This window comes from Paenibacillus sp. FSL K6-0108 (assembly GCF_045040695.1).
GTDB lineage: Bacteria > Bacillota > Bacilli > Paenibacillales > Paenibacillaceae > Paenibacillus > Paenibacillus pabuli_B.
The window spans coordinates 7,570,509-7,586,178 of sequence record NZ_CP150288.1 but is presented as its reverse complement, the minus strand read 5'-3'; the positions used below and the strand labels follow the sequence as shown (position 1 = coordinate 7,586,178).

Annotated in this window: 13 protein-coding genes; 10 read left to right on the top strand and 3 right to left on the bottom strand. The window is 45.0% G+C overall.

Features of this window, described 5'->3' with window-relative positions; genetic code table 11:
- Window positions 1–782: 782 nt before the first annotated feature.
- The 3 genes from gntK to MHB49_RS34240 form a co-directional block, all read right to left on the bottom strand.
- Entirely contained in the window at window positions 783–2,330 is a 1,548-nt protein-coding gene (gntK, locus tag MHB49_RS34250; protein WP_405154599.1) for a gluconokinase, read from the bottom strand.
- An 89-nt stretch (window positions 2,331–2,419) separates the two neighbouring features.
- Window positions 2,420–3,781 carry a GntP family permease gene (locus MHB49_RS34245; protein WP_405154598.1) on the bottom strand — a complete coding sequence of 454 codons (1,362 nt, stop codon included), beginning with the start codon at window positions 3,779–3,781 and terminating at the stop codon, window positions 2,420–2,422.
- Window positions 3,782–4,040: 259 nt separating this feature from the next.
- On the bottom strand, window positions 4,041–4,715 hold the full coding sequence (locus tag MHB49_RS34240) for a GntR family transcriptional regulator (RefSeq protein ID WP_247900113.1): 675 nt from the start codon (window positions 4,713–4,715) through the stop codon (window positions 4,041–4,043).
- Window positions 4,716–5,496: 781 nt separating this feature from the next.
- Here MHB49_RS34240 and rpmH point away from each other — a divergent pair.
- The 10 genes from rpmH (at window position 5,497) to MHB49_RS34190 (ending at window position 15,607) form a co-directional block, all read left to right on the top strand.
- Window positions 5,497–5,631: a 50S ribosomal protein L34 gene (gene rpmH / locus MHB49_RS34235; protein ID WP_024629517.1), complete on the top strand. Its 135-nt coding sequence runs from the start codon at window positions 5,497–5,499 to the stop codon at window positions 5,629–5,631.
- Between the two features lie 316 nt (window positions 5,632–5,947).
- A complete protein-coding gene (rnpA, locus tag MHB49_RS34230) occupies window positions 5,948–6,298 on the top strand; it encodes a ribonuclease P protein component (RefSeq protein WP_053781949.1) in 351 nt (116 codons plus the stop codon).
- Window positions 6,299–6,372: 74 nt separating this feature from the next.
- Window positions 6,373–7,257: a YidC/Oxa1 family membrane protein insertase gene (locus MHB49_RS34225; RefSeq protein WP_247900112.1), complete on the top strand. Its 885-nt coding sequence runs from the start codon at window positions 6,373–6,375 to the stop codon at window positions 7,255–7,257.
- A complete protein-coding gene (gene jag, locus MHB49_RS34220) occupies window positions 7,254–7,955 on the top strand; it encodes an RNA-binding cell elongation regulator Jag/EloR (RefSeq protein WP_405154597.1) in 702 nt (233 codons plus the stop codon). Before MHB49_RS34225 ends, jag begins: the two co-directional genes overlap by 4 nt.
- Window positions 7,956–8,181: 226 nt before the next feature.
- Window positions 8,182–9,558: a tRNA uridine-5-carboxymethylaminomethyl(34) synthesis GTPase MnmE gene (gene mnmE, locus MHB49_RS34215; protein ID WP_405154596.1), complete on the top strand. Its 1,377-nt coding sequence runs from the start codon at window positions 8,182–8,184 to the stop codon at window positions 9,556–9,558.
- 221 nt (window positions 9,559–9,779) lie between these two features.
- Entirely contained in the window at window positions 9,780–11,669 is a 1,890-nt protein-coding gene (gene mnmG, locus MHB49_RS34210) for a tRNA uridine-5-carboxymethylaminomethyl(34) synthesis enzyme MnmG (RefSeq protein ID WP_405154595.1), read from the top strand.
- The gene (rsmG, locus tag MHB49_RS34205) at window positions 11,669–12,391 is read left to right on the top strand and encodes a 16S rRNA (guanine(527)-N(7))-methyltransferase RsmG (protein WP_076287179.1); all 723 of its coding nucleotides are present in this window, start codon (window positions 11,669–11,671) and stop codon (window positions 12,389–12,391) included. The genes mnmG and rsmG overlap by 1 nt, the downstream gene beginning before the upstream one ends.
- A gap of 612 nt (window positions 12,392–13,003) precedes the next feature.
- Window positions 13,004–13,822, top strand: coding sequence for a nucleoid occlusion protein (noc, locus tag MHB49_RS34200; RefSeq protein ID WP_247900108.1), 819 nt, complete (start codon window positions 13,004–13,006; stop codon window positions 13,820–13,822).
- Window positions 13,823–14,007: 185 nt separating this feature from the next.
- Window positions 14,008–14,769, top strand: coding sequence for a ParA family protein (locus tag MHB49_RS34195; protein WP_024629525.1), 762 nt, complete (start codon window positions 14,008–14,010; stop codon window positions 14,767–14,769).
- Window positions 14,762–15,607 (top strand): ParB/RepB/Spo0J family partition protein, encoded by an 846-nt coding sequence (locus MHB49_RS34190; protein ID WP_247900107.1) that lies wholly within the window; start codon window positions 14,762–14,764, stop codon window positions 15,605–15,607. The genes MHB49_RS34195 and MHB49_RS34190 overlap by 8 nt, the downstream gene beginning before the upstream one ends.
- Window positions 15,608–15,670: the final 63 nt, after the last annotated feature.

The window sequence follows — 15,670 nt, the reverse complement described above, 5'->3', positions numbered from 1 at the left end:
AGACTGTCACTCCTTTTACATGTTCCAAGTGTGGCTTAAGCCATGATGCAGTGTCGAAATACGAGATATATTGTTGAATTTATCCCCAAACCCCCGCAGGTCGAAAACAAAAAAAGAATGAACAACGGAAAATTGTTCACAACTTTATCCACAGGCTGTTGATAATATTATGGGTCAGATCACATATTCACATCCAAAAGTAATACAATCATAGCAAAAGAAGCCCGGCATTTCAATGTATCGCGTGATTTTATCCACAAATTCAATAACTTGTGTATAATTTTTAATCACAACACAATATATTGTTTATAAATTGTTTAACTTTCGACAAGATGACCCAAAAACCCAAATTATTTTATACACAGGTTTTTCGTCAAATGATGCTGAATTGTGTGTAAAAGTATTCTCTGTTTGTGAATAACCTCTCTGTGGATAACCGTAAAGTGAAAATGGTCGTTTTGGGGATTTACAGGAGAGTGGCTCTTCATGCCTGTTTACTTTTCGGTCTGCTTACCGATGAAAGAAATTGAGGAAACGGAAAGATCAAAATAAAGGGAGATCAGGGGGAGGCTTAAATGTATGGAAGGAGCCTTTATTGATGTGTATGAATCAAAGGCAAAATATATTCCTAGAAAGAGGTAGGCTGGCATGGGCTCAAAAATTGGGGATGGAGGTATCCCTATTGCGCAGTAGTTTTGAGTATGCCAAAAAGAGGTTGATCCTTAACACCGGAATGGTGATCAAAGAGAACAACCTCTTTTTGGTGGTTATAAAAGGATGAGTTACTCGATATGAGCGGAAAATTTACGTTGGAATTCCGCGATATCTGCATATTCTTCTTCCAACTTTCGCGAAATGCGAATAAAGATAGGCAGCAGCTCCTGATAGATCGACGCATGTTCTTTGATTGGGGTATGTTTGTGCGTTGTACCTACCATAGATGAAACAGCATGAAGCGATTCAACTCGCCCTGTAGCATAAAGACCGAGCACAACGGCCCCCAGACAGGAACTTTCGAAGCTCTCGGGCACAATGACTTCCTGGTTGAATATATCGGACATCATCTGACGCCAGAGTGGGGAACGAGCGAACCCACCCGTTGCCTGAATGGAGGTGGGTTGTCCGATCTGTTCTTCCATGGCCAGCAGTACCGTATATAGGTTGAAAATAACCCCCTCCAAAACGGAACGGATCATATGCTCTTTCTGGTGATGAAGGGTCAAGCCAAAGAAGGAACCTCGGGCATTCGGATTCCATAAAGGCGCGCGTTCCCCAGAAAGGTATGGATGGAATAGAAGTCCTTCCGAACCGGGGCTGACGCGTTCCGCAATTTTGGTGAGTACATCATAGGAATTGATGCCGAGCCGTTTGGCTGTTTCCACTTCCGAAGCGGCAAATTCGTCCCGTACCCAGCGGAAAAGCATGCCACCGTTATTCACAGGCCCGCCAATGACCCAAAGATCCTCAGTTAGGGCATAACAGAATGTTCTACCCTTCGGATCAGTCACGGGACGATCAACGACAGTACGAATAGCACCACTGGTGCCGATCGTTGCTGCAACAACGCCAGGCTCAATGGCGTTCACGCCCAAATTGGACAAGACCCCGTCACTTGCACCGATGACAAAGGGCGTGGAGGGGGAGAGGGCCATTTTTTCAGCCAACGCTCGATCCATTCCCTCTATAATATGTGTGGTCGGGACGAGCTTCGATAGATGCTCAGGTGTAATGCCTGCAACCTCAAGGGCTTCGGCATCCCAATCCAGTTGCTCCAGATTGAGCAGGCCGGTACAGGAGGCGATGGAGTGATCTACGACATATTGATCGAACAGACGGAAGAACAAATATTCTTTAATAGAAATAAATTTGGCCGTACGTTGAAAAAGTCCAGGTTCGTCATGGCGGAGCCACATTAATTTGGTCAGTGGCGACATGGGATGAATCGGTGTACCTGTACGTAAATAGATACGATGTCCCAGTCCATTCTCTCGCAGCTGTGAAGCCCAGGCAGCACTCCGGTTGTCGGCCCAAGTGATGCAGCGGGTGAGTGGGGTCCCATCTTGTCCCATCGCAATGACACTGTGCATGGCAGAGCTGCAGGACACAAACATAATTTGTTCCGCAGCTACGCCGCTCTGATCCATCACGTCGCGTACGGAGCGAAGGGCAGCTTGCACAATTTGCTCCGGATCCTGCTCAGCGATATCCGGAGCTGGGGTGTATAACGGATATTCCTGAGTCGACGTGCTTATAACTTCCCCCTGTTCCGTAAATAGTACGGATTTGGTACTGGTTGTACCGATATCGATCCCAATCATGTAGTTGTTCATTTTGTACGAACCTTCTTTCTTTTGAACCCGTAAAGTTAAAGCTTGAATGATTTGAATTTATTTTCTTTTCTTCTATATAGATATTTAATTTATACGACTGTACTTAGCAGCAAAATAAAAATCAATCCAACGACAGATAGTAGTGTTTCCATAACGGTCCACGTCTTCAGCGTCTGTGAGACGCTCATATTGAAAAATTCTTTGATCATCCAGAAACCTGCGTCGTTCACGTGGGAGAGAACAAGTGAACCTGCACCGGTAGCGAGTACGACCAGCTCAATGTTGGCACCTGGTGTTAGTGCAAGCACCGGAGCGACAATACCAGCAGCTGTCGTCATTGCTACAGTCGCTGAACCGGTAGCAACCCGAATGAGTGCAGCGACAAGCCAGGCGAACAGAATCACGTTAATATTGGCATGTGTAGCGACCTCAGCAATAGCATTACCTACACCGCTGTTGATCAACACCTGCTTGAACGCACCGCCACCGCCAATAATGAGAATGATGGTCGCCGTAGGCGCCAGACATTCACTGGTAAAGCGGGAGATGTCATGTTTGTTGAACCCGCGTGAGAATCCGAGTGAAAAGAGGGCGAACACGACGGAGATCAGCAGGGCTATAATTTCATGGCCGATAAATTCACAGAAAACGGTAAAACCGCTTGTGGCGTCAGGATCTACGATATTGGCGATAGAGCCAATGAGCATCAAAATGACCGGCAGTAAAATGGTAAACAGGGTTATTCCGAAACCCGGCAAGTTGTTACTTTTTTTCGTAGCGAATTGTTCAGCCAGCTCTGCAGGTGGTTCGGTATGTATTCTTTTACCGATAAATTTACCGAACAGAGGTCCAGCGATAATAGCCGTAGGGGTACCTACAATAAGGGAGTACAAGATCGTTTTACCCAAATCGGCACTGAACGCTTCGATGGCAATCATGGGAGCCGGGTGAGGTGGGACGAGACCATGTACAGTAGAGAGACCTGCCAAAATCGGAATACCGATCTGCAGCAGTGACATATTGGTTTTACGCGCAACGGTGAAAATGATCGGAATTAGCAAAATAACACCGACTTCAAAGAAGACAGGAATACCGACGATAAAACCAACAATCATCATCGCCCAGTGCACACGCTTCACACCGAAACGATCCACCAGCGTGGTAGCAATACGCTCGGCTCCGCCGGATTCAGCCATCATCTTACCGAGCATGGTGCCCAGACCGATAACGATGGCGATTGTTCCAAGTGTTCCACCAAGTCCTCCCGTAATGGAGGAAATGACATCTGCAGGCTTCATACCTGCAAGTAAACCAAGCATTAGTGCAGACAACAAAAGGGTAATGAAAGGATTCCATTTATATTTGGAGATCAACACGATCAGGAAGACAATCGCAATTAATGTCCAGACCAATAGCGTTGCATTATGGGATAACCCAAAAAGAGTGCTCATGAGGTATGCTCCTTTTTTATGTTATATAACGCTTACAACTAATCATGATCAGGCCGAGGGGAGTTGCTTTACATTTCATGCAGCTCAGGATGCCTAAATCCGTCTAAATCCCCTATTTAATATGCCCCAAAAAATTGAAACAAATCGCATTTTGTATACTTGTCGACAAGTTAAAGGACAATCATTCACAATGGACATGATTGCGATCCCTTGCACAAATATTCCATAAAGTGATGAGTGGAATATCACTCCTATGTCATTAGGAATCAAAGCTTTCGTGCAATGTCTTGCCTGAATCCTGGAAATACGTGCGGACTCCAGATTGGATGCGTGTTTTATCACCTGATTCAAGTGCCTCTACCAGCAAACGGTGTTTGCCGATTACAGCGCTTACTTTCTTCTCGCCCTGAATAAAGACTCTGCGGGTGGTGAGCAGCATGACCGTCATGACAACATAACGAATGCTTCTCCATAGATGCAAGATACGCGAGTGCTGGGCGGCTTCAATAATAGTCTCATGAAAAGTGAGATCCTGATATGCAAATTCAACTGCATCTTGATGGCGGCCAGCCAAGTCCATTTTGTCTATCACATTGCTTAACTGGGTAATCAATTGCTCTGGGACATCCCCCGCAAGTCGCTGCTGCACAAAACTTTCAATCAGAAAACGCACATCGTACAATTCCTCGACATCTTTAATTTTCAACCCAATGACAACGACACCCATGCGCTCCAGACGAATAAGTCCTTCATTCGACAATGTTCTTAACGCTTCACGTACAGGTGACCGGCTGCTGTCAAAATCAGCGGCAATTCGATTTTCTGACAAAACTTCGCCAGGACGAAGGGTTCCACTAATGATCCGCAGTCTTAATTCGCAGGCAATGGCTTCCCCGCGGGATGCTCCCTGAAGCCAGGATGAAGGAAACAGCATAATGGCTAACGCTCCTATTATAAGTAATCAATTCAATACTGATCATAGCACAACTATTTTGCCGAATGATCGCTTTAGACTAATCCTTATAACGAAAATAAATGGCAGCATGCTTTTGTGCACGAGCTGAATCGAGGAACGTCATACTGCTTCAAATGGATTTTTCAAAGAGCTGAAGGAATAATGGGCTTCCTTTAAATAAGCCTAGATTTGTAGTTCATTCCGCATAAGTATACTTGTATACAAGATGTGATTTTTTAATCCTACACCTTTCTCGAATACTTGTAAACCATAAGAATAAAGCGGATACATTAAAATTAAAATATGTCACTTCAAAGGTTAGAATACATGGGCCACCTAATGGATAGCAGCACCAATGGATTTCTAAAACGTAGGAATATTAACCGAAAGCAGGGCTAGTGAGACAGTTAGATCGACTTTAAATATTCTTTATCCACATGTGAATAACTTGAAAAGACAATGAAAGATTTGGATTAAGGGGTTAAAGGGGTGTGGATAACCGTAAAAGCCTAATTTTGTTGAACGGATCGGAAATTGGGGATAACTTTTAGAGTCCTAAATGCTGCTTAATGAAGGTTATAAACAGGGGGCGCATCCATGGTCGTTTAGACGGGGTGGAGTAGACATTAAAAGGCGAAAAGAGGTAAGAGGGTTGTAGTTGACATTTCTAGGTGATCGTGGTTAAATGTATAAAGGTGTTTTCTGTGAAGATGAAAATGATTCATCACATAAGTATTTCCTTGTAAGGAGGTGCAATACATTGAGACCTACATTCAAACCGAACGTTAGCAAACGTAAAAAAGTTCATGGTTTCCGGAAAAGAATGAGCACGAGCAACGGACGTAAAGTTCTGGCTGCACGTCGCCTGAAAGGCCGTAAAGTCCTGAGTGCTTAATGCATGTGAAGACCACCGAGGTGGTCTTTTTTTTCTTAAATTGGTCATTTCAGACTGGATGCTGCTACAGGTCAGGTCTGAATTGGCTGAGCAAAAGCATAATTAGTACATGTATGTTCAATGAATGAGATGTCCGTTTTTTCGAAAACGTTCCTTATATAAGGATGAATGTTTGCTCAGTTGAAATGACTGATCAACAATCATCCCAAATGAAGTTGCCACCAAGGCAGTTTATCGTTATTCAAGAAAGCCTATACTAAATCAGTAATAAGGCTTTCGTCAATAACGTTGGTGGGAAACAGCAAGGAGAAGCGCCGTGTATAAAAGACTGCGTTTACGAAACCGGGCGGACTTTAGCCGCGTATACCGGTATGGGAAATCGTTTGCCAATCATCAGTTCGTGGTGTATGGCTGTCGTCGTAAAGATACAGAACAATTCCGAGTAGGTGTATCCTGCAGTAAGAAAATCGGAAACGCTGTCGTACGCAACCGGATGAGACGCATGATTAAGGAAATTGTACGCCATCATGAGAAAGAGATTGTCACGCAGATGGATCTGATCTTTATCGTCAGAAAAGGTGCATTGGACATGTCCTACAAGGAGATGGAAAAAAGCCTGCTGCATGCGATGCGCAAGGGTTCTCTTTTGAAGTCGGGCAAGCGGTAAGCATCGGTTTATTTGTCCTCCTAATTATGGTATGATTTACGGTGGAATGGAATGGTTAAGAGAGGGGTTATGAAGTGTCGCGATTGAAGACATCAAAGGGGAAGTGGATTCTCCTCATTGCAGTCATTGCAATGGTCACTGTACTCGCCGGATGTACTCCACAAGGATCCGGGGTTACTACGGAAGATCTGAGGACTAGTGATTCTTTTTGGCAAGCCAATGTTATCTATTGGTTCTCACTGGCGCTCGATACATTTGCCAACTGGTTTAACGGTGAATATGGACTGGCCGTCCTTGTGATGGTGTTAATTGTACGGACGTTAATCTTGCCGCTGACAATGAAGCAGGTTCGCAGTTCCAAAGCGATGCAAGCTATTCAGCCGCAGTTGAAAGAAATTCAAGCCAAGTATAAAGATACACCTGAGAAAGTTCAGCAAGAAACAATGAAGTTGTTTCAGGAGAACAAAGTTAATCCGATGGCGGGTTGTCTACCACTTCTGATTCAGATGCCGATTTACATCGCACTTTATAACTCCATTTACGGAAACTCGAGTCTGAGAACACATGATTTCTTGTGGCTTCAACTCGGAGCGCCGGATCACCTGTTTATTTTGCCAGTGCTGGCTGCCATCACGACATTCGTTCAAACATGGATGATGATGCGCATGAACCCTGCACAGCAGGTTGGACCGATGCAGTTCATGCTGTGGGTGTATCCGATATTGATCTTCGTTATGTCGTACCAGTTCCCGGCTGCATTGCCACTATACTGGTTCTACAGTAATATCTACACGATCGTGCAAAACTATTTCCTTTACCGGAATAATGATAAAGTCGTGGCTGAGGTCAACGTGAAGCAGACCAGCTCTTCCAAAAATGGAAATGGAGCTAAACGCAAAAACGGTGGCAAGGCAACTGTCTCTGGAAAAGGTTCGAAAGGGGCCAAAAAATCGAAATGACCAAAGTCATTGCGTCAGGAAAAACCGTTGAAGATGCTGTAAACCAAGGATTGGCTGAGCTTGGCGTAAGCCGGGACAAGGTCGAGATACAAGTGTTAGAGCAGCCGTCAAAAGGATTCCTGGGTTTGATCGGGGTTAAGGCCGCTAAAGTGGAAGTGAAACTTCTGCCTGTGCCTGAACCTGTTCCACAGCCGATCAAGCCGGCCGCACATATTCCTCAGGTTGAAGCAACAGCTGAGGGTGTGGCTGCTAAAAATCCCTATGAGGAATCGGCTGCTTTCTTAAAAGAAGTGGCAGCAGGTATGGGACTGGATGTTGAAGTGCATATCAAAAAACAGCGTGACGGACACATTTTCAATATCGCCGGTGAAGACCTGGGCATGATTATTGGTAGACGTGGACAGACGCTGGATGCCCTTCAATATTTAACGAACATTGTAGCAAATCGTTATTCGGAAAGCTTTGTTCGCATCGTACTTGATGCAGAGAATTTCCGTCAACGTCGACGCAAGACGCTGGAGGATCTGGCTGAGCGTTTAGCTGGACAGGCCATTCGCACCGGCAAGGAAGTTGTACTGGAGCCAATGCCGCCACTTGAACGTAAAGTCATTCATGCGAAATTGCAAAACCACTCGCAGATTAAGACATACAGCAAGGGCGAGGAGCCCAATCGGCGCGTAGTCATTACGACGAAATAACACGAAATTGAAGACGCAATGGCTTCCTGCCCGGTGCAGAAGCCATTGCTTTTTTCGTACAGAAGTACTTTTCCCAATCGGAAGAGCGACCGCAAAAATGCATTATCGAGATATGTATGATGCGGAAAGATGTGTTGTGGTGCAACTGGACAATTGAACTATATATTGAAATTAATATGAGCGTCCGGAGGGGCGCAATTTTAAAATAGAGCAAGGAGAGATAACGATGATTAGTGATACGATTACAGCGATATCAACAGCTGTTGGAGAAGCGGGTATCGCTGTAATCCGGGTGAGCGGCCCGGATGCGGTGTCGGAGACGGAGAAGATTTTTCGCAGCAAAACCCCACTAACACAGGCAGCATCCCACACGGTCCATTACGGTCATATTATAGATCCGGGGACTGGCGAGAAGATTGAGGAAGTCTTGGTGACGGTGATGCGGGCGCCACGTTCCTTCACAACAGAGGATGTCGTGGAGATTAGCGCCCATGGCGGAGTAGTGTCGGTTAAACGCGTAATGGATCTGTTGTTGCAGCTGGATATTCGTCTCGCTGAACCCGGCGAGTTCACGAAGCGTGCCTTTCTCAATGGACGGATTGATCTTTCCCAAGCAGAAGGCGTAATGGATCTCATTCGTTCCAAATCTGATCGTGCTTTCTCTGTTGCACTCAAGCAGGTGGAGGGCAAATTGTCATCCAAGCTGCGCGATCTCAGATACACGCTGGTGGAGACGCTTGCTCACATCGAAGTTAATATCGATTATCCTGAGCATGATGTAGAGTCACTAACATCTGAATTTATTAAAGAAAAATCCAGTCAGGTCATGACTGAAATCGATAAATTGCTTGTAACAGCAGAGCAAGGCAAGATACTGCGTGAAGGAATTACAACCGCTATCGTAGGCCGGCCAAACGTAGGGAAGTCTTCATTACTTAATACGTTGGCTCAGGACAATCGCGCAATTGTAACGGACATCCCGGGGACAACGCGTGACGTCATTGAAGAGTTTGTTACAATTAATAATATACCGCTCAAGCTGCTCGATACGGCAGGTATTCGGGAAACGATGGATGTCGTGGAGAAGATTGGAGTGGAGCGTTCTCGCTCTGCTGTGAATGAGGCGGATCTGTTATTGATGGTTATCAATGCTGCCGAGCCACTGCATCAGGACGAAATTGAATTATTGGAACAAATACGCGGTAGACAATCAATTATTATTATGAATAAAATGGACTTAGCGCCGCAGGTGGACCGCGAAGTGCTGCTTCGTTACATCCCTGAGGAACGGCTTGTGCCGATGTCAGTAAAAGATGATCTGGGAGTGGACCGATTGGAAGATGCCATCTCGACGTTGTTCTTTAGCGGAAAGCTGGAGTCGGCAGACCTGACGTATGTCAGCAACGTGCGTCATATCGCTTTGCTCAAAAAAGCGAAGCAATCGCTCATTGATGCCTATGAAGCGGCAGAGCAGCTGATTCCCATTGATATGATCCAGATTGATGTTCGTCTGGCATGGGAGCAGCTGGGTGAAATCGTGGGGGATACAGCTCATGATGCGTTGATTGATCAAATTTTCTCTCAATTCTGCCTCGGAAAATAACACCTGATAAACATACTGGTGCTGAAAAGTAGTATGATTATAAAGTCCATCTGTGGATGGTCAAAGAATCCGCGAATATGTCTGAAGTAACTATAGACTTGATGGCTTAATATAGATCGAAATGCTATCCGTGGAGTGCGGAGCGTGTTTCGTCATTTTTACAGAAAATAGATCGTTTGCATGAATTTAGGTGTGCGGCGGCAAAAAGGAGGTAAACTGGAATGGCTTTTGATGGCGGTAGTTATGATGTAATCGTCGTTGGGGCAGGACATGCCGGTGTAGAATCGGCACTGGCTGCAGCCCGTATGGGTTCGAAAACACTGATGATTACCATCAATCTGGATATGGTGGCCTTCATGCCTTGTAACCCATCTATTGGGGGACCGGCAAAAGGACATGTGGTACGTGAGATTGATGCACTTGGTGGAGAGATGGGACGGAACATCGATAAGACCTTTATTCAGATGCGAATGCTCAACACAGGTAAAGGACCGGCTGTTCATGCGCTTCGTGCTCAGGCGGATAAATTCTCTTACCAGCATACGATGAAAGAAACGATGGAGAATGAACGCAACCTGACGATGCGTCAGGGTATGGTGGATCGTCTGATCGTTGAAGACGGACAGTGCGTAGGTGTAGTTACTCAGACAGGTACTGAGTATCGGGCCAAAGCCGTTGTTTTGACAACGGGTACGTATCTGCGCGGTAAAGTAATTATGGGTGAGTTGATGTACGAGAGTGGTCCGAATAATCAGCAACCTTCACTTAAGTTATCCGAACACTTGCGTGAGCTTGGTTTCGATCTGGTTCGTTTTAAAACAGGTACACCACCGCGTGTGCATAAGGATACGATTGATTTTAGCAAAACGGAAATTCAGCCAGGTGACGACGAGCCTAAGTTCTTTTCTTATGAAACGGAATCTTCCGATAATGAGCAGCTGCCTTGCTGGTTGACGTATACGTCTGTGGAGACACACCAGATTATTAACGATAATCTTCACCGTGCGCCTATGTTCTCAGGTGTTATTGAAGGGACCGGACCACGTTATTGTCCATCAATCGAGGATAAAATTGTGCGTTTCAGCGACAAGCCGAAGCATCAGATTTTCCTGGAGCCAGAGGGCAAAAACACATCGGAATACTATGTACAGGGTCTGTCCACCAGTCTTCCTGAGGATGTTCAATTGGCGGTGCTTCGCTCCATTCCTGGTATGGAAAAAGTAGAAATGATGCGTAACGGCTACGCTATTGAATATGATGCCATGGTGCCTACACAGTTGTGGCCTTCACTGGAAACGAAACGTCTGCCAGGTCTGTTCACAGCAGGGCAGATTAACGGTACCTCGGGGTATGAAGAAGCGGCAGGACAAGGCGTAATGGCTGGTATCAATGCTGCACGTAAAGTACAGGGTAAAGAACCTGTCGTACTTGATCGCTCCCAAGGGTACATTGGGGTATTGATTGATGATCTCGTCACCAAAGGTACGAATGAGCCTTACCGTCTGCTGACCTCCCGTGCAGAATACCGTTTGTTGCTTCGTCATGATAATGCCGATATGCGTTTGACGGAAATTGGTCATGATATTGGATTGATCACCGAAGAACGTTACGCCAAATTCCTGGACAAAAAGGCAAAGGTAGAACAGGAAGTGGCACGTCTGAAAGCAGCAAAAGTACGCCCTGTCGAAGTGAATCCGAAACTGGAAGAAATCGGTTCTACACCGATTCAGGATGGAAGCACACTTCTGACATTGATGCGTCGCCCAGAGATCGGGTATGACTGGATTGAGCAGATCTCACCGTCCGAAGTTGAATTGACTGCTGACATGAAAGAGCAAGTGGAAATCCAAATTAAATATGCGGGTTATATTGAGAAACAATTGATCCACGTGGAACGTTTGCAAAAAATGGAGAAAAAGAAAATTCCGGACACGATTATCTATGATGAAATTCATGGACTTGCTATGGAAGCAAAGCAGAAGCTCGCTACGATTCGTCCAATCTCGATCGGACAGGCATCCCGTATTGCCGGGGTTACTCCTGCAGATATCTCCATACTGCTGGTTTACCTGGAGCACTATAACCGTGTAACCGCAGCAAGGGGACAATAATGGACGATATTCAACAGCAGCTACAACGGCGTCTGAAGAAACATGGACTGGAGCTGGATGAACGCCAGCTGGAGCAATTCGAGTTGTATTTTCAGGAGCTGGTGGCCTGGAATGAAAAAATGAATCTAACCGGGATTACCGAACGTGAACAAGTATATACCAAGCATTTCTATGATTCGGTGTCGCTGGCGTTTTATACCGATATGTCGAAAGTAAACAAACTTGCAGACATCGGTTCAGGAGCGGGATTCCCAGGACTACCTCTTAAGATTTGTTTCCCGCATATCAAGCTGACCATCATTGATTCGCTGAATAAACGCATTGGCTTTCTTCAGCATGTTGTGGACACGCTCGGCTTAACGGATGTGGAATTGATTCACGGGCGTGCAGAGGAGCTTGGACGTAAAGAAGGATATCGGGACAGCTACGACCTTGTAACTGCGCGTGCAGTTGCGAAACTGGCGGTGCTTAACGAATTCTGTCTGCCATTTGTTCGCAAAAGTGGATTATTCGCTGCAATGAAGGGCGGAGACCCGCGCGAAGAAATGAAGGAGGCTGAATTCAGCTTTAACCAGTTGAAAGGACGGGTAAAAGCAGTTCATCCGTTCCAACTGCCCGTTGAAGAATCGGCACGTCATATCATTCTGATTCAGAAGTTTGATAAGACCCCATTTAAATATCCACGTAAACCAGGAACACCATTAAAAACACCTTTAGTATAGTTCTTGTGCAACATCGTATGTACTAAAAGGTAAAAGAGTCATTCTTCGTTGATTTAATGAAGAACATAGAATAAGAGTTAAGAGGATGTTTCACGTGAAACATCCTCTTTTTGTTTTTAAGTTTATTAACGAGGTATAGATCGCATCTACATTCGGATTACATTGAAAAGAGGAAAATACGGAATCAAACATGTAGTGTTGCCACCGAGGTTGTCTTTTGAAAATCTAGTTCTACGTGGTGGCAACGTGTACACATCATAGCTACTATGAGCAGATCCTGTCTTCAGAGATCCTTCATATTTCATTGTGTTCTAGCAGTCATATGGCTAATATTTATGAAGAAAAAGCAGGAAAATTAGAAGAGTTTAAAGAATAGGTAAACATAGGATTATGGAAGAAAAGATGATAGAATAGAAGTATCCGATCCTGAGTTACAGAGATCATAGATTATATGTATAGATAGATTTTTGAGCATATTTGTATAGGTTACGGAAAACGTCATGAAAGGCAAAACTTATTCGAAAAACGACAGTATTGGAAAGGTCGCATATCGAATAAGAAGCACCTGCAACCCAGCGGGAGCTATTACGAAACTAGGTGGTAATATACGGAATGAAAGAACAATTTTCGAAGTTGTTTGGTTTGGCGGAGCGCAATAACGGAGATGAGATTAAACAAATTCCGGTCAATGAAATTGTGAGCAGCCCATATCAACCCCGTACTATTTTTGATGATGATAAAATTGATGAGTTGTTGCAGACGATCAAGACACATGGAGTAATACAACCGATTGTCGTCCGCGTACGAAATGGATCATATGAGATTATCGCCGGGGAGCGTCGCTGGCGTGCGGTTCGAAAACTTGGCTTGGATCATATTCCGGCCATTGTACGTGAATTCAACGACTCTCAGGCGGCGTCCATTGCATTGATCGAGAACCTGCAGCGTGAGGGACTCACTTCGATTGAAGAGGCTGTTGCTTATCAGAAATTGATTGACCTGCACCAACTTACACAGGAAAGTCTTGCGCAGCGATTAGGCAAAAGCCAATCGACGATCGCCAACAAAATCCGGTTGTTACAGCTACCGGAAGGAATTAAGATAGCGCTGATGGAACGTAAGATTTCGGAGCGTCATGCCAGAGCGCTGCTTTCATTGGATACGGAAGAGCTGCAGATGAAATTGCTCGGCGAGATTATTGATAAAGAGTTGAATGTAAAACAAACCGAAGCAAGGGTTGCCTTTTATAAGGAAGCTTCCAAAATCAAAAAGTCCAAACGCATCTCATTTACCAAAGATGTCAGACTCGCACTTAATACAATTCGTCAATCCATTGATATGGTATCTGGTTCTGGTATGGATATCAAAACAAAAGAAGCAGATCATGAAGATCATTATGAGATCGTCATTCATATTCCTAAACGCAAATAGTTGAAGCTTAAGGCGGCAATGGGGCCGCTTTTTCTGTCTATAAAGTTGAGAGTAGGATGAACAGCGTAGAATAGCACCATGAAGAAACGGTAGTTGATGTTTGTGCGAATGATAGCCCCTGCTTTTTGTTAACTGTAGCTCACAACCTACAAGAAAAGACTCCTATTTTATTTGAGGTGAAGTAATTGTCTAAGATTATGGCCGTAGCAAATCAAAAGGGCGGTGTGGGGAAAACGACGACATCTGTTAACTTGGGTGCAGGGCTGGCTTCACTCGGGAAAAGGGTCCTGCTTGTCGATATTGACCCCCAAGGGAATACAACCAGTGGAGTCGGGATCAACAAAGCAGATGTGGCCAATTGTATATATGATGTCATCATTAATGAAGTTCCCCCTCAGGAAGCGATTGTGGAGACTCAGATTGAAGGCCTTCATATCATACCTGCAACGATTCAGCTTGCCGGAGCCGAGATTGAACTGGTATCCACGATATCACGGGAAGTTCGCCTGAAAAAATCACTCGCCATGGTGAAAAAAAACTATGATTACATACTGATCGATTGCCCACCCTCCCTTGGCATGTTGACGATCAATTCGTTGACAGCTTCCGATTCGGTGATCATCCCGATTCAGTGTGAGTATTATGCGCTCGAAGGGTTGAGCCAATTGCTCAACACCGTTCGTTTGGTGCAGAAGCATCTGAATACATCCCTGCAGATTGAAGGGGTATTGCTGACGATGTTTGACGCACGGACGAATCTGGGCATTCAAGTGATTGAAGAAGTGAAGAAGTATTTTCAACAAAAGGTGTATCAGACCATTATTCCGCGCAATGTGCGGCTTAGTGAGGCACCCTCTCATGGTCAGTCTATCATTACGTATGATCCTCGATCCCGAGGGGCTGAAGTTTATTTAGAGCTCGCAAAGGAAGTGATTTCTTATGAGTAAGCGGCTTGGAAAAGGCCTTGATGCCCTCATTCCTTCGCTTTCAATTAATGACGATGATAAAGTCGTAGAAATCCCGATTAGTCAACTGCGGGCAAACCCTTACCAACCTCGTAAAGTGTTTGATGAGGATGCGATACACGAACTAGCTGAATCGATCCGTCAGCATGGTGTCATACAACCTATTATTGTACGTCCTGTTTTGAGAGGTTATGAGATTATTGCCGGCGAACGGCGTTTCAGAGCTTCTCAATATTGTGGTAATGCTACTGTGCCAGCCGTAGTTCGTACTTTCAGTGATCAGCAGGTTATGGAGATTGCTTTAATCGAGAACCTGCAGCGGGAGAATCTGAATGCGATGGAGGTTGCAGTTGCTTATCAGGGACTGATGGACCAATTCGGATTAACTCAAGAAGAGCTCTCTGTAAAAGTGGGCAAATCACGTTCTCACATCGCTAACTTCCTGCGTTTGTTATCATTGCCGGAAGAAGTGAAGGATCATGTTTCACGTGGAACATTGTCAATGGGACACGCACGTGCTATCGTCGGTGTTAAAGATGAGAGCCTGGTAAAGCAGCTTGCAAAACAAACCATTGACCAGCAATGGAGTGTACGTGAACTGGAAGAGGCTGTTCAGCAGTTGGATCGTTCCAAAATAGGTGAAGCGAAAGCCAAATCCAAGTTGAAGAAAAAGGATCCATTTATTGATACATTGGAAGAATCCTTACGTGAACGGTTCAAAACTACGGTGAAAATTAAGCATAACAAAGATAAAGGGAAAATTGAGCTCAACTACTACAGCAAACAAGATCTGGAGCGACTGTTGGAACTGTTGCAATAATAGTCATGATTCCACGATCGATGAACAACATGCGGGGCTTTTTCATGTGATGACATATCGCCT

Coding starts and splice junctions, on each gene's coding strand:
- noc (WP_247900108.1), top strand. CDS start 13,004: ATGAAAGAACAATTTTCGAAGTTGTTTGGTTTGGCGGAGCGCAATAAC.
- rsmG (WP_076287179.1), top strand. CDS start 11,669: ATGGACGATATTCAACAGCAGCTACAACGGCGTCTGAAGAAACATGGA.
- MHB49_RS34245 (WP_405154598.1), bottom strand. CDS start 3,781: ATGAGCACTCTTTTTGGGTTATCCCATAATGCAACGCTATTGGTCTGG.
- gntK (WP_405154599.1), bottom strand. CDS start 2,330: ATGAACAACTACATGATTGGGATCGATATCGGTACAACCAGTACCAAA.
- jag (WP_405154597.1), top strand. CDS start 7,254: ATGACCAAAGTCATTGCGTCAGGAAAAACCGTTGAAGATGCTGTAAAC.
- mnmG (WP_405154595.1), top strand. CDS start 9,780: ATGGCTTTTGATGGCGGTAGTTATGATGTAATCGTCGTTGGGGCAGGA.
- MHB49_RS34240 (WP_247900113.1), bottom strand. CDS start 4,715: ATGCTGTTTCCTTCATCCTGGCTTCAGGGAGCATCCCGCGGGGAAGCC.
- mnmE (WP_405154596.1), top strand. CDS start 8,182: ATGATTAGTGATACGATTACAGCGATATCAACAGCTGTTGGAGAAGCG.
- MHB49_RS34190 (WP_247900107.1), top strand. CDS start 14,762: ATGAGTAAGCGGCTTGGAAAAGGCCTTGATGCCCTCATTCCTTCGCTT.